14 protein-coding genes are annotated in these 14517 nt (G+C 56.4%); 10 read left to right on the plus strand and 4 right to left on the minus strand.

The window, feature by feature from the left end; all coding sequences use genetic code 11:
• Nucleotides 1-170: 170 nt before the first annotated feature.
• The gene (locus CSQ89_RS22440; protein ID WP_158228952.1) at nt 171-344 is read left to right on the plus strand and encodes a hypothetical protein; all 174 of its coding nucleotides are present in this window, start codon (nt 171-173) and stop codon (nt 342-344) included.
• Between the two features lie 24 nt (nt 345-368).
• Here CSQ89_RS22440 and corA read toward each other — a convergent pair whose 3' ends face one another.
• Complete coding sequence (gene corA / locus CSQ89_RS09545) at nt 369-1340, minus strand: magnesium/cobalt transporter CorA (protein ID WP_099405955.1); 972 nt, start codon at nt 1338-1340, stop codon at nt 369-371.
• A gap of 288 nt (nt 1341-1628) precedes the next feature.
• Here corA and CSQ89_RS09550 point away from each other — a divergent pair, with 288 nt between their 5' ends.
• From CSQ89_RS09550 to CSQ89_RS09580, 7 genes are all read left to right on the plus strand, one after another.
• Nucleotides 1629-2576 carry a sugar ABC transporter substrate-binding protein gene (locus CSQ89_RS09550; RefSeq protein WP_099405935.1) on the plus strand — a complete coding sequence of 316 codons (948 nt, stop codon included), beginning with the start codon at nt 1629-1631 and terminating at the stop codon, nt 2574-2576.
• 134 nt (nt 2577-2710) lie between these two features.
• Complete coding sequence (locus tag CSQ89_RS09555) at nt 2711-4252, plus strand: sugar ABC transporter ATP-binding protein (RefSeq protein WP_099405956.1); 1542 nt, start codon at nt 2711-2713, stop codon at nt 4250-4252.
• Nucleotides 4253-4259: 7 nt separating this feature from the next.
• Nucleotides 4260-5264: an ABC transporter permease gene (locus CSQ89_RS09560; protein ID WP_099405936.1), complete on the plus strand. Its 1005-nt coding sequence runs from the start codon at nt 4260-4262 to the stop codon at nt 5262-5264.
• Nucleotides 5265-5286: 22 nt separating this feature from the next.
• On the plus strand, nt 5287-6330 hold the full coding sequence (locus CSQ89_RS09565) for a LacI family DNA-binding transcriptional regulator (RefSeq protein WP_099405937.1): 1044 nt from the start codon (nt 5287-5289) through the stop codon (nt 6328-6330).
• An 18-nt stretch (nt 6331-6348) separates the two neighbouring features.
• Nucleotides 6349-7266 carry a ribokinase gene (gene rbsK / locus CSQ89_RS09570; protein ID WP_099405938.1) on the plus strand — a complete coding sequence of 306 codons (918 nt, stop codon included), beginning with the start codon at nt 6349-6351 and terminating at the stop codon, nt 7264-7266.
• 220 nt (nt 7267-7486) lie between these two features.
• On the plus strand, nt 7487-7858 hold the full coding sequence (locus CSQ89_RS09575; protein WP_099405939.1) for a hypothetical protein: 372 nt from the start codon (nt 7487-7489) through the stop codon (nt 7856-7858).
• A gap of 72 nt (nt 7859-7930) precedes the next feature.
• On the plus strand, nt 7931-8182 hold the full coding sequence (locus CSQ89_RS09580) for a hypothetical protein (RefSeq protein WP_199065381.1): 252 nt from the start codon (nt 7931-7933) through the stop codon (nt 8180-8182).
• A 49-nt stretch (nt 8183-8231) separates the two neighbouring features.
• On the opposite strand, the gene CSQ89_RS09585 is transcribed toward CSQ89_RS09580, so the two are convergent.
• From CSQ89_RS09585 to CSQ89_RS09595, 3 genes are all read right to left on the minus strand, one after another.
• The gene (locus tag CSQ89_RS09585; RefSeq protein ID WP_099405940.1) at nt 8232-8705 is read right to left on the minus strand and encodes an RES family NAD+ phosphorylase; all 474 of its coding nucleotides are present in this window, start codon (nt 8703-8705) and stop codon (nt 8232-8234) included.
• The gene (parS, locus tag CSQ89_RS09590) at nt 8706-9155 is read right to left on the minus strand and encodes a type II RES/Xre toxin-antitoxin system antitoxin (RefSeq protein ID WP_099405941.1); all 450 of its coding nucleotides are present in this window, start codon (nt 9153-9155) and stop codon (nt 8706-8708) included.
• A gap of 240 nt (nt 9156-9395) precedes the next feature.
• Entirely contained in the window at nt 9396-12011 is a 2616-nt protein-coding gene (locus tag CSQ89_RS09595) for an ExeM/NucH family extracellular endonuclease (protein WP_099405942.1), read from the minus strand.
• Between the two features lie 278 nt (nt 12012-12289).
• Here CSQ89_RS09595 and CSQ89_RS22445 point away from each other — a divergent pair, with 278 nt between their 5' ends.
• Nucleotides 12290-12436, plus strand: a complete 147-nt coding sequence (locus CSQ89_RS22445) for a hypothetical protein (protein WP_158228953.1) — start codon at nt 12290-12292, stop codon at nt 12434-12436.
• A gap of 83 nt (nt 12437-12519) precedes the next feature.
• Nucleotides 12520-14451: a thiamine pyrophosphate-binding protein gene (locus CSQ89_RS09600; RefSeq protein ID WP_099405943.1), complete on the plus strand. Its 1932-nt coding sequence runs from the start codon at nt 12520-12522 to the stop codon at nt 14449-14451.
• Nucleotides 14452-14517 lie beyond the last annotated feature (66 nt).

The following is a 14517-nucleotide window of genomic DNA, read 5'->3' on the forward strand; positions in this document are numbered from 1 at the left end:
CACCTACCATCGCCGACAAGCCCGTTGCTGTCGCCGCGCCAAACGTGCTCAGCAAATAGTCGGTGTACAAATCGAGTTCTTTGTTCTTCATGGCGACAGGTTAGCGTATGCACTGCGTAACATCAGTCAATAAGGTATTTCAGTCTATAAAACTTGCTAGAGGCTGTTCAGTGACGCTGATGACGGCCACTATTGGCCTGCTTTACCAGGATTCGACAACCCGGCTCTGCAACAGCTATCTCACGGATGAGCAGGTCACGACGGGTACGGGGTTGATCATCTTGGCTACCGCCTTGGTGGTGGTATGGTGTGTACCGTTGCTGGGAGCGAAGTCCACACGCTGACCAGGAAGGGTTTCCGCTGTGTGGTTATAACCACCCTGCCCGCCTGAAATGCCACCACAAGGCATAGTCCAGCGCTGCCATGAGCAATAAAGTGAGTGGATAACCCAATGACCATTTTAGTTCCGGCATATGTTCGAAATTCATCCCGTAAATGCCGGCAATCATGGTGGGAACGGCAAACAGCGCTGCCCAAGCAGCCAGTTCTTTGGTAACGGCAGACTCACTCAATGAGATCATCGACAGATTGACCTGCAGGGCGGTGCTCAGAATGTCCCGCAGCCCGTCGATAGTCCTGCTGATGCGTTCCAGATGGTCAAAAATATCCCGGTAGTACTCTTGAAGATCAAGACATACTTGCGGTACTCGACCACCGTAGAGACGTGATACCGCTTCAAGCAAAGGTGTCACGCTGTGTTGGACCAGCATGAGTTTGCGCTTGAGGCCGTACATCTCTTCAATGCTGGCGCGCGTTGCGGCGCTGCCGGAAAAGATCTTCGCCTCGATTTGTTCCAGTTCGCCTTCCAGCGCATGAATAATGGGGATGTAGCGATCGATCACCGCATCCATCAAGGCATACAAGACGAAACCTGCGCCAGATTTCAGTAGATGTGGTTCACGCTCGCACCGTTCACGTACATTCAGGAAGTTGATGCCGGAATGGCTGCGCACCGATAGCACATAGTTCGGCCCGACAAAGACCCCGACTTCACCAACGATGATTTTGCCTGTCGCATCCATTTCCAGCAGATGAAGCACGACAAACAAGGTATCGCCATATTCTTCGATCTTGGGTAGTTGGTGGCCGTGGCTGACATCTTCGAGCGCCAGCTCATGCAAGCCGAACTCTTTGCGCATTTCCTCCAGTTCTTCTGCTGATGGATCGCGCAAAGCCACCCACACGAAGCAACCAGGTTGCTGGACGTATTCGCTGATGTCGGTATAGGGGATATCAGCAAGCTTTTCGCCGCTTTGGTAAGCAACACAGTTGATCAGCAAGATTAGCCTCTGTCTGATTTGCGCATAACTTGTATCTATTGAGTATGGCGTGTTTTCTGGAGGGGATAGGGTAATTTGCCTAACCGGCTCAGACAATTGAAAACCGATTTTGTTACCCAGCGCCATTCTGCGGTCCATCGCCTGCCGCGACGCAACATGCTTGCTGCTTGACATTCTTTCCAAGACTCACTGAGACTAGCGCAAACGTTTGCGTGTCAGCATATATGCGGCGTTGCAAGGTTTTGCACACTATTTGAACGCACCTAATTTAAATCGAAGGAGATTTGGATGACCCAACGCCGTCATACATTAAAGTTGCTTGCCGTCGCGGTTACCCTCGGTGTATTGCCGATGCAGCACGCTATCGCGGCGACTACCGAAAAGCCCAAGGTTGCACTGGTGATGAAATCGCTGGCTAATGAATTCTTCCGCACGATGGAAGACGGCGCCAAAGCGCACCAAAAACAAAACGCCACCTATGACCTGGTGGCGAACGGCATCAAGGATGAAACCGATACCGCCGGGCAAATCAAGATCGTTGAGCAGATGATCGCTCAGCGGGTCAATGTCATCGTGATTGCACCGGTTGATTCCAAAGCGCTGGTGCCGGTCATGAAAACCGCCATCGACAAAGGCATTCTGGTGGTGAATATCGATAACCAGTTTGATGTTGCAGCACTGAAGGAGAAAGGGCTGAGCATTCCTTTTGTTGGCCCCGATAACCGGGTTGGCGCGCAACTGGTGGGTTCGCATCTGGCCAAGCAATTGAAGGCAGGCGACAAGGTGGGGGTGATTGAAGGGACGTCCACCACCTTCAATGCACAGCAACGCACCCTGGGGTTTCAAGATGCGATGAAGGCCGCCGGTGTGCAGGTGGTGGCAGTGCAGTCGGGCCATTGGGAAATCGGTAAAGGTAATACTGTCGCCTCAGCCATGCTGCGTGAATACCCGGATTTGAAAGCCTTGTTATGCGGCAATGACAACATGGCCCTGGGCGCGGTTGCTGCCGTCAAGTCCGCCGGTAAGGCGGATGCGGTGAAGATCGTTGGCTACGACAACATCATGGCGATCAAACCCATGCTGACGGCTGGCCGAGTGGATGCCACTGCGGAGCAATATGCCGCCAAGCAAGCGGTTTTCGGTATTGAAACCGGTTTGAAAGCTTTCGCTGACAAGACGCCGCAAGCTGCATTGCCAGCCCATGTGAAAACACCCGTAGAGCTGGTCACCAAGTAACTCGCAGCAATACGTAAGCGGCCGGTCACCTGCTGAGAACCTGTTCATCTTTCTCTACTGAGCGTATCCCTCTAAAGGATGTTGAACAGGTGTCGGGAGTGCCGGCCGATGGTTTCACCTCACTGGATGTGGCTATGACGCCCCCTACCCCTTTGTTACGCGTTACCGGTATTTCAAAACACTATGCAACGCCGGTATTGAGCGACATTGCGCTTGACCTGCATGCCGGCGAAGTACTGGCATTGACGGGAGAAAACGGTGCTGGAAAAAGCACGCTCTCCAAGATTATCTGTGGCTTGGTGCAACCCACTACCGGCACACTGACGCTGACAGGACAGCCCTTTCAGCCTGCTTCACGCAGCCATGCCGAGCGATTGGGCGTGCGCATGGTGATGCAGGAACTGAGCCTGATTCCTACCCTGAGCGTGGCTGAGAACCTGTTGCTGGACAAGCTGCCGCATCGCTTCGGCATGATTGACCAGCGTGCCCTCTATGAACAAGCCAAGCGCCAGATGGCGGTGATTGGCCTGGATGATATTGACCCGGGTGTGCTGGTGGGCTCGCTGGGGATTGGCCATCAGCAGATGGTTGAAATTGCCCGCAATCTGGTTGGCGATTGCAAGTTGTTGATCCTGGACGAGCCAACCGCGATGTTGACTGACCGGGAAATTGCGCATCTGTTCGAACAGATTGCTCGGTTGAAGGCCCGTGGCGTCGGCATTGTCTATATATCGCATCGCCTGGATGAGCTACAGCGAATTGCCGATCGAGTCGCTGTCTTGCGGGATGGCCGGCTGGTTGATGTGCGGCCCATGGCTGATGTTACCCAGGATGAACTGGTGCAACGTATGGTGGGCCACGTGGTGGACGAAGGTGCACAGCGGCCTCGTCGCGTGGCAGGTGCTGTGCGCCTGGAAGTACGGGGACTACATTGTGGCGAACAGGTACAAGCTGTTGATCTGTCATTGCATGCCGGTGAAATCATGGGGCTGGCAGGCTTGGTAGGTGCAGGCCGAACTGAATTGCTGCGCTTGATATTCGGCGCGGACCGTAAGGACGGCGGCGAGTTGTTTCTTGACCGTAAGGCGCAGCCCGTCACGATTGACTCGCCGATGACGGCTATTCGTCATGGCATCGGTCTGGTGACCGAGGACCGCAAGGCGCAGGGCCTGTTGCTCAACCAGTCGATCCGGGTCAATACCACCTTGGCCAACCTGGCTGCCGTCAACCGGCGCGGCTGGCTGAATTATGCAGAGGAACACGACGTAACGCGGCGCTTGACCGACATTCTGCGAGTGAAATACGGCTCGGTTGAGCAAGTTGTGGGCGAATTGTCGGGCGGCAATCAGCAAAAAGTCGTATTTGCGCGATGGTTGCACCGTGATTGCAATGTCCTCCTGCTGGATGAACCGACCCGTGGCGTCGATATTGGCGCGCGCGCCGACCTGTATCAGGAGCTTGACCGCCTAGCTGCAGATGGCAAGGCGATGCTGATGGTTTCGAGCGACCTGCGCGAGTTGATGACTGTCTGTGACCGTATTGGCGTGATGAGCGCCGGCCGATTGGTCGGGGTTTTCGAACGCGGAGAGTGGACTGAACAAATCCTGCTGGAGGCGTGCTTCAGCGGTTACGCCAATCTCACCCCTACGCCGCAGTCTGCGGCAGCATCTCTTTGAGGTTCTCATGCAATCCTCCTCTCAAACCATTTCCGTCACACCGATTAACCAGCACGCTTCGGTCAATCGCTGGCGCAGCGCGTTGGGTGGCTATATCGGGCTGATTGCCACGCTGGCCGCAATGGTCGTACTCTTCGGCTCACTCAGTAAATACTTTCTGACGGCAGATACCTTCATCACTATCGCGAACGATATCCCTGCCCTGGCGATCATGGCGGTGGGCATGACGTATGTGTTGGTCATTGCGGGTATTGACCTTTCCATCGGTTCTGTCATGGCGTTGGGCGCCGCTATCACCGCGATTGCCCTGCAACAGTGGCAATGGGGGGTGTTGGCTGCTGCCCTGCTCGGCCTGATGGTAGGTCTGGGCTGTGGCTTGGTGACGGGTATGGTGTCGGTGGGCTGGCGTCTGCCTTCGTTCATTGTGTCGCTCGGTATGCTCGAAATCGCCCGTGGTAGTGCCTATATTGCAACCGATTCACGCACCCAATACATCGGCAGCAATGTAGAGTGGCTGAGTGCACCCATTGCCGGTGGTATTTCCCCCGCCTTTATCCTGGCACTCGTTATCGTGATCGTCGCCCAGATTGTGCTGTCGCGCACCGTGTTTGGCCGCTACATGATAGGCATTGGCACCAATGAGGAGGCGATGCGATTGGCCGGGGTTGACCCTCGACCGGTGAAGGTGGTGGTGTTTGCGTTGCTGGGCGTCCTGGCCTCGCTGGCGGGTCTGATACAGACTTCCCGCCTAGAGGCTGCCGACCCGAACATGGGCGTGGGTATGGAGCTACAGGTGATTGCTGCGGTAGTGATTGGCGGCACCAGTCTGATGGGCGGGCGCGGTTCCGTCATTAATACCTTTTTTGGCGTTCTGATTATTGCTGTGCTGGAAGCGGGGCTGGCACAAGTCGGCGCCAGCGACCCCACGAAGCGCATCATCACCGGGTGCGTCATTGTTGCTGCCGTTGTGCTGGATATGATCCGCGAACGTCGACGTACCCGCCACGCATGATGAAAAGCCGCCGGAGTCTTGTATGGCCACGATGAAGGACGTCGCGCACCTTGCCGGTGTATCAATCACCACCGTGTCGCACCTGCTTAACAACACACGGCCTGTCGGTGATGAGGCCCGCGCGCGCATAGAGCAGGCGATCCGCGAACTTTCCTACGTGCCCAGTGCGGTAGCCAGAAGCCTGAAGCATAACGTTACCCACACAGTGGGGATGATGCTGCCGAACAGCTCCAACCCCTACTTTTCGGAATTGATGCGGGTGATTGAGGCGCGGTGCTTTGACGCGGGCTACAACGTCATTCTGTGCAATTCGGACGACAACCCGGCTAAGCAAAGCACCTACCTGCGCGTGTTGACCGAGCGGCGTGTTGATGGCCTGATTGTGGTGACCTCTGGCGAAGACGTTGGCCTGCATGCGTTGCTGAGCGAATTGAGCTTGCCGGTGATATTGGTGGACCGGGAAATCAATCGGGTGCAGTACGACCTGGTCGAGGTTGATCATGTCCAGGGCGGTTACCTGGCAACCCAACACCTGCTGTCGCTGGGACATCAAAATATCGCCTGTATTGGTGGCCCCGTCGCACTTTCCTCCAGCGACCAACGCATTGCAGGCTGGCGGCGGGCAATGGTCGAATGGGGCATCAACCCCACTGATGTCGACTTGCAACGTGGCGATTTCACCAGCCGAGGCGGTTATCAGGCCATGCATGCATTGTTGAAACAGGCGCAGTGCCCCAGTGCGGTGTTTGCCTGCAACGATTTGATGGCGATAGGCGCAATGTGTGCCGCTTACGAGTTAGGTATACGTGTACCGGACCAGCTGTCTATCGTCGGTTTTGACGGGATCAGCCTGGCGTCATTCAGCAGCCCGCCATTGACTACGGTGATTCAGCCCAAGGAAATCATCGGCGCCATGGCTGTAGACATGCTGATCGAAGGCATAAGGGGGCGTCGGGCCGAGCCACTCTGTGTCGTGTTGCAACCGGAACTGTGCATCCGCAGTTCTACTGCCCCCTACGCCGCCACGGTGGGTTTACCGCGGCATTTTCAATCCAACCAATCTTAATCAGCAACCGGATATTCCATGACACTCAAATCATCTCGTCGTCTAGTTGTTATTGGTAGCTTGAACATGGACTTGGTCATGCGCGCCCCCCGTGCGCCAGAAGCGGGCGAAACCCTTACTGGGCATGGTTTTACCACCCACCCTGGTGGCAAGGGCGCGAACCAGGCAGTGGCCTGTGCCCGTTTGGGCGGCAATGTGGCCATGGTGGGTCGCCTGGGGGATGATACGTTTGGTAAGGCGCTGCGGGCAGGCCTGGTGGCGGAAGGGGTTACCGATAGCATGGTTAGCACCGATGCTGAGGCTGCAAGCGGTGTCGCCATGATTCTGGTCGATGATGAAGCGCAAAACCGTATTACCCTGGCCCTGGGTGCGAATAACCAGCTTCTTCCTGAGCACCTGGATGCCGCGGCAGAGCTGCTGGATGGCGCTGCGCTATTGCTCTTGCAGCTGGAGGTGCCGATTCCTACCGTGCTGCACGCGGCCAAGCTGGCCAAGCAATTCAACTGCCCTGTTCTGTTGAACCCGGCGCCTGCCGCAGCGTTACCCGATGAAATATGGCCGCTGATTGATTATCTTGTCCCCAATGAAACCGAGACTGCGTTGTTATGCGGCCGGCCGGTAACCGATGTGGCGTCGGCGGCAGTGGCGGCCGAGGTGTTCCTGGCAAAAGGGGTACGCCATGTATTGATCACAATGGGATCGAAAGGTGTATTTGTTGCCACAGCCGAGTTCAGCCAGCATCTACCGGCCTTTCCGGTTAAGGCCGTGGATACAACCGGTGCAGGTGATACCTTCATTGGCGGATTCAGTGTCGGTCTGTCTGAAGGAAAATCCTTGCAGGACGCAGCTCGCCTGGGCCAGCGCGCTGCCGCGCTGGGGGTGACACGGCATGGCGCACAATCATCCATTCCCTACCGGATCGCATTAGGCACCTGACTGGCAGGTGACTATTCGGGATCGATTTAATGTCGTGCGAACCAGGGCGAGATAAGACAAAACGACAGCGGAAGCGGCATTCACAAAGGGGGAGTGAGTATTTCGAGGGTGTTTTTAACGCCGTATCGCAGACGCGTAGCAGCCATGGAACATGGTTCTAAGATCCAGCACGATCTTGCCATTAGGAAATGGTCGTGTAACGGTCTACAGAGAGTTGTATATGAACAAAACACAGTTGCACTATGCCGAAATTTCGCCAATGACGGCCTATAGGGGGCTGGGCGATAGACGCGCTGTCCTGGCTGTCGGTCTACCGGTTGCCCACACAGCTCGCATGCATGATCTTGATGTAATCAAGGCGGCTGTGCTGGCTGGATTACAGGATGAAAGTGCGCTGTTTCCCCCTGTGCGGTCATATTGTGATGCCGGCTTGGCGCTGCAATTGACGGCGCAGTTGACCGGTATCGGGTCACAGGGGGCGGCTATCGAAGAACCCCGTCAGGGCCAGCCGGATAGCGGCCCGGCAGCTTTGCGAACGGGTGGATATATGCCTCACGCCAATGTGATTTTGCATGCGGGTTGGCTGCTTTGAATGTTTCGTCTGCTTGGTGGACGTTATATTGCACCGGTCAAGCCGGTGTTTAAGGCATGACCTACCACGGCAATGCTGCCAGTGCGTGCCACGGTCAGTATTGTTGGGGTTGGAAAACGGGCTCACCTCGACTTGGCTTTGTGGTTGGTACGTCGCTCCAGCCCGGCGTTGGCAACCCTTACTGCGCGGTATCTGGTTATGGACCCGCGGCCTTCACAAGCGGTTTTTGTGATTTCTGATCATGTCGCCCATACCGAACCCATCGTCGAGCGCTTTGACCATTGGGCCAACGGCTTTTCAGTGACGGCGCAGGGGCCTGGCTGATGAAGGCGAACCAGTTGACCACTAGGCAACTGGCCTGCCCTTCTGCCTTCTAGCCAGCACGACTTTTCCCATACAACCGCGCATCGAATGTAAATGGCCGTGTTTGCACGAAGGTGATTTGGGCAAAGGCCGGGTGACGTGGGTTGAGGACGATATTGCGGGCTTCGGGTACGAGGATGGAGGGCAGTACCAACCCCAGATGCATACCCGATTGCAGAAAGCGATCGCCATGGCCCATGCTGGCGGGGCCCGCCGGCAGACTGTCCCAGCCAGCTGGCAGATCTGCTGCACTTGTCTCGGTATAGAGCCTTGGGTTATCGGGCAGAGCAAGCGTTACCAGAACACGCAGTTGTTTGTCGTGGTTGCCTAGATGCGCGAAGGTTTCGAGTGCGGCTGTTGCTGGGTTAAGCGCGGCATAAACGGCCGGGGTGCCGATGGGGTTCCACCGTCCGCCATAGATAGCGGCACCGCTGCCGCTAAGGTCGTTGGCATAGCGGGCATCACAAATTCGCCAAGCCTGCATTTACAGCACACCGCCATAACGGATATTGCCTATTGCCCGGCGTACCTGTTCGGCACCTAAAGCTGTGTCCAGCAGATCAATCGGGCGCTCGCCGCCCAAGGCGAAGTTGCTGGCCGCCAACCAGTCGGCAGCGGCATCTGCCGCCCCCAGAGTGTCGCTGGCCAAAGCGAATATCTCGGCTAAACGATCCACCCGCTCAGAGGTCGATTGATCGAGCAGTTTGTGTTCACGGATAAATTTGCTGGCCGTGGAGGGAGGCAAACCAATCACTTTGAAGACTTCGCTTTTCTGTAACTTGAGCACACCGGGTATTTCCGTCAGAACATCGGCGGGAAACCCAACGCGCATTTGGCTGATTCGGGCGGTTGGTGTGATTTTACTATTGATCAGTCGCTCAAACACACCTACGTGCACCTTACGCTTTGCCTCGGAATGGGTCGCGGCTTTCATGGCAGCTCCTCTGAGTTGCTAATACTAGCAGTAATAGTGCTCATATTAGCAGAGGTTTACATTGCTGACCAATTAATCGCAACGGTTTCGTTGTTGATCACCACCCACTGAATAAGAATCCCCATCGATTTGTCGATGGGGATTCTGGTCATCGCTTGTCAACTGCTTAGAATCTACTTACGCTCTTGCTACGCAGCCATTAGGCAGGTTCTTAGGCGTCTGTTGCGTCGCAACCGATTCTCAGCGTCTGCCTAGACCATCGTAGGTATCAATGTTGAATACATCCCACTCGGCGCTCACATCCCAGTTGCCGGGTGCGGCTGCCGGTAGGCTGCCTTTGACAACGCCTGCTTTGCGGCGCAGGGTTTTATTGGCGGTACAGTGGTTGCCGGTTTTCCATTCGGTGCCTGGATCAAACCCTTTTTGGCCAATGGCGTCGATGGCGATGCCCGACTTTTCGAGCACTACGGCGTCGTTGCCATTAAAGTTGGTCACATTGCTGGTTTGGCTGCCGGGAATACTGCCAAGCCTGTAGCCAAGGTGGACCAATACCAGGGTATGCCCTGGGGCCAGCGAGCCAGAAAGTGCCTGAGCCGATGAGGCTGTGCTTGCTCCATTGGCGTAGAGCCTGACGGTATAGGCAGTCAGGTCAACCATTCCATCGGTTGGGTTGTAGATTTCCAGCGCCTTGTTATTGCTGCTGCCTTCCAGGTATTCGCTGAAAAACAGTTCCGGCACAACAGCGGGGGGAGTGCCGTGGGTGATGTTGATGCTGCTTACCCGCTCTGCGCTTTGGCCATGGGCGTTGGTCAGCCGCAGGCGGAGCGTGTAGTTGCCGGCTGTGGCAAAGGTGTGAACGGCCTCTTTGGTTGCCAGCGGCAGTGTTGCCTGTACGCCATCACCCCAATCTACGCTTAAAGCGGTGCCGTCGGCGGCGACAATACCGGTGATGCTCACCGTTCCACCAACGATACCATTGGAGGGTAGGTTGGCGCTAAGACTAGGTGCATGCACAACGACATCGGGGGTCAGATTCAAGCCCACGAGTACGGGGTCATGGTCGGACGAACGATACGGTGAAGCGGCGTAACGGTCATCGGGTTTGAACTCAGTGTTGTAATCGAATACCGGTGGTTCTTCAGCATTGACGTGCCACACACCCAAACCATTGACTTGACTACGCATACTGGCGCTGGCAAAACCGTGGTCCAACGCACCGCTTTCGCCTGAGAACACATAGGTATAGCGTTCGGTAGCGGTCAGGCGCTTAAGCAATGCCTCAAAGCCAGCAGTTTCAAGCATCCTGATGGGGTCTTCGTTCAGGTAGCTGTTGAAGTCGCCTACCATCAGCACATCACTCTCTCCCGAGTCGGCTACCAAGCCATTGATCCAGTTCTTCAAGACAGTAGCTTGCCGGGTGCGTGAGACATTCCAGCAGCCTTGCCCGGTTTCCCGGTCGGGATTATTGGCGCCACTTGGGCAGGACCCCTTGCTCTTCAGGTGGTTGACCACCATCCAAAAGCTGCCGTTATTGTCCAGCGCAGCAAAACGTTGTGCTACCGATGGCCGCATGCCACCCGCTACCGAGAAGTCCGAGTCATTCAGCACGGCGGGGGTGCCAATGGGTTTGACCTTGCTGGGCTTATAGATCATGGCCACGGTGATCAAATCGGTACCCGGCTTGCCGGCATCGATATAGCTATAGGTACCAGCACCCATCTTTGCGTTTACAGCATTGACCAAGTCTATCAAGGCGGCCGCACCGTTGTTTTCGATTTCCATCAACCCCAGCACATCGGCATTCAGACCGGTAATGGTTTCGACCAGCTTGGCCCGTTGGCGGGTAAATTCTTCGGCCGTATTGGCACCGCGTTGCCCCAAGGTGGTGAAGTAGTTGAGGACATTCAAGCCACTGGCGCGTAGCGTGCCACCCACCGTTGGTGGCGTGGCAGGCCGAGGGTTGATCTGGCTGAAGACCGGTGCGACAACAGGATGGATACGATAAGCGTCGGACCCCCAGCTCATCACGCCTTGCAAGCTCGTGACGACATCGCCCACGCGCCGTGTACCCGTGGTGTCGGCTGCCGACAGATAGGGAATCGGTTTGGGGTTCTGCATGCTGCGGCCATCATCGAGGATGATGCTGGCGAGCTTGTTGCGGGTGACGATTTCGTCGATCGAAGCGTTATAGGGATGGTTGTATGGCTCATAGAGCCGCCCACCGGGTGACAGCATCAACTCACCATAGCGGCCGAGTTGATGAACGTCTGTTACCGTCAAGTCCTGGTGGAACTCGACCAACATCCCTTCGAAGGGCTCCAGCTCGTTAGGGGTCGCCACGGGTAGCTTGACCAGGTGCGGGGGAATTGTCGGCCCCCTGCCGCACACGCTGATGGTGCTGACTTCTGTCATCTCGGTCAGGCTTGCAGTCGCTGTATTGCTGCCTTTGAATTCGGTGACTTTGCCGCTGACCTGAACATAATCGCCCACCTGTATATCCAGGCCGCCTGGGGCATAAATAAACAAGCCTTCCGACGTCCTCGGGTCGTTATCTGCAACCGCCTGCTGGATATAGAACCCCTTTAGTTGGTCGTCAGCTTGAAAATCAGCGGTCACTACACCCCGCACGCTGACCAACTGGTCAACATAGGGGCTTGCACTGCCGGGGCCTTGGACGGCTGTGATATCACGCAGTGTATTGGGCGGCGTCACGCAGCTGAGTACATTCATCGACATTGACATGGCTTGAGGCTGCTGGGGTGTCGATGTCGGTGACGGATCACCCCCCGCATCGTTACAGCCAGCCAAGCCGGCCAGTAGCGCCGCGCTAAGCAGCCCGTATTTTACGTTTTGCATTGTTGTCTCCCTTTTTTGGCTCGCCACGCTAGGCCAAATAGCCCATGCAGGCAAGCGAGCGCTTGATGCTAACGGGCATAGATGACATGAGTGTTGCCAGGGTACGACGCTCGGATTACGTCTTTTCCCTCACATGAATGAGGGCAGCCAATTTTTCATGTGCTACAGCTCTTATATGAGATCAGCAGCAGCGGTTCCAGGCACGGTAACAACCCTGCTTAGCATTGGCGATTAAGCAAAGAACGAAGCCCGTAGAGGCCACCTAGGAGTGAGGGTTCATGAAGCGATTTATCGTCGCCACTGCGTCGTGTACGGCACCTATTGCCGGTGCCGAGGCACATGCCGTCGGCTCACCCTCTGCAGTCTTCCCCAATCAACAACCTATGCAAGCGCAGCTTCCAGTCTCCCCAATCGGGCCGGACTAGTCCCTTCCCCTGCTATTTCCGCCAATGACGGCAACCCAATTGGCGTACCCGCCCAATTGGCCACTTAAGAGAACGGAGGATGTATGGCAATTGAAAAGGCAACAGGCCCGCAACGTTGGGCGCGCGATTATGTGTTCGATATCTTGAGCGAGCTGGAAATACACCACATCTTTGGTGTGCCGGGCACCAATGAGATTCCCATCATCGACGGTACGTGCTACCCGGAGAATAAAGTCGAATACATTGAATGCCTGCACGAAAACATCGCTATCGGTGCGGCGATGGGGTCGGCCCGCATGACGGGCAAACCCGGCGTATTGGTCGTGCATGTCACTCCCGGCATCGCGCACAGCATAGGCAACCTTTTCAATGCGGCGCGATCGCAGGTGCCGCTGGTAATCCTGTGCTGCCAGCAGCAGAACGAACTGGTAACACAGGAGCCGCTGCTGGCTTCCAACCTCGTCGACCTCGCCAAGCAATACACCAAGTGGGCACACGAGGTGCGCACACCGGAAGAGTTTCCAATGGTGCTGCAACGGGCTTTCAAGGAGGCGATGGCGCCGCCCAATGGGCCGGTGTTCGTATCCATCCCGTGGGAATTCACCATGCGTAGCATCGGCGACCTTGACCGTGTGCCCGGCGTGACACGCATTTCGCCACACTTCACCGGCGACCCACAAACTATCCAGCAGGTAGCCACGCTGCTTTCTCAGGCGCAAAACCCGATCATCATTGGCGGCGATGCCGTTGGCTATGCCGATGCATGGCCGGAAATGCAGCAGCTTGCCGAGCTAGTTGGTGCGCCGGTACTGCTGCAAACCTTCAGCAGTGTCGCCAACTTCCCCAACAACGACTACCACTGGCAAGGTGAACTGCCGGGTAGCCAGCAGGCAGTGCAGCAGGTGTTCGAGGGCCATGACGTGGCTTTCCTGTGTGGTTTCAGCAACCAAGCGCAGATCACTGTGTTCAAGTATTCGCAGGGTGCCCTGATTCCGCCGCATGTGCGGCAGATCTACCTAACCAACAACACCTGGGATATCGGCAAGAACTATTACGGTGAAGCGGCCATATTGGGTGACATCAAGGCGACGTTGCCGCTGATCAATGACAAAATCCGCCAGCACCCACCGGCTGGAGCCGACCAGCGCAATCAGCACCTGCGTCAACTCGATGCGACGCGGCGTGTTGCTTGGGATCAATACCTGTCGCAGGCGATGCGGCAGGACGAGATTTGGGCTGTGGTCATTGCCGATGCGCTTCGCAAGGAAATCGAGCAGCGAGGCCTTGCCAAGAAGTTCGTCTATGTCCACGAGGCGGTTTCTGATCCCGCACCGTTCCAATATTTGCTGCCATTGGGTACCGAAGGCTCTGCCCCAATCAGCTACTACTGCGTGGGCGGCGGCTCACTTGGCTGGTCGATGCCGGCGACGCTCGGCATCAAGCTAGAGCAACGTGGTTGGCAGCAGATCGAAACCAGCCTGGTGGTTGCGGCGACCGGAGACGGCTCTTCACTTTTCTACCCGCAGACTTGGTGGACCGCCGCGCATCGCGAAATCGGTGTGCTCTATATCATCACCAATAATCACGAATACCACACGCTGCAACTCGGTTTGCAACAAGTCATCGAGGCCTATGGGTCGGCACCAGGCTATGGCTGGAAGCCCAAGACCGACGACCCGGAATACTTGCGCATTCATCGACCCGAGCCCGACTTCGTGGCGCTCGCCAAGTCCTTGGGTGGATTGGAAGGCGAAGTTGTAAATCACCCTGAAGCCGTCCGGGCTGCTGTGCAGCGTGGCATCAGTCACGTCACCCAGACCAAGCAGTCGTACCTTCTCGACATGCGCACCGCGCAGGCAACACCCGTACCACCGTCGCGAGAGGAGGCAACCCGCAAGGCCATGGCGCGTTATGTGGGGCAACCGAGGCTCGACGTCTTCCACCACCCAGCCGGCAAAGGGCTTCTCGGCGCTGATGGAAGCGGTACTGCGGCCAATGTTCCCGTCATTTTCTAAAACAACCTTCCCAATAAAGGCGCGGCCAATTTGGCGCGCCGCATTCAAAGCAAAGGAGAATACACA

The sequence above is a fragment of the Chitinimonas sp. BJB300 genome (genome assembly GCF_002735695.1).
Classification (GTDB): domain Bacteria; phylum Pseudomonadota; class Gammaproteobacteria; order Burkholderiales; family Chitinimonadaceae; genus Chitinimonas.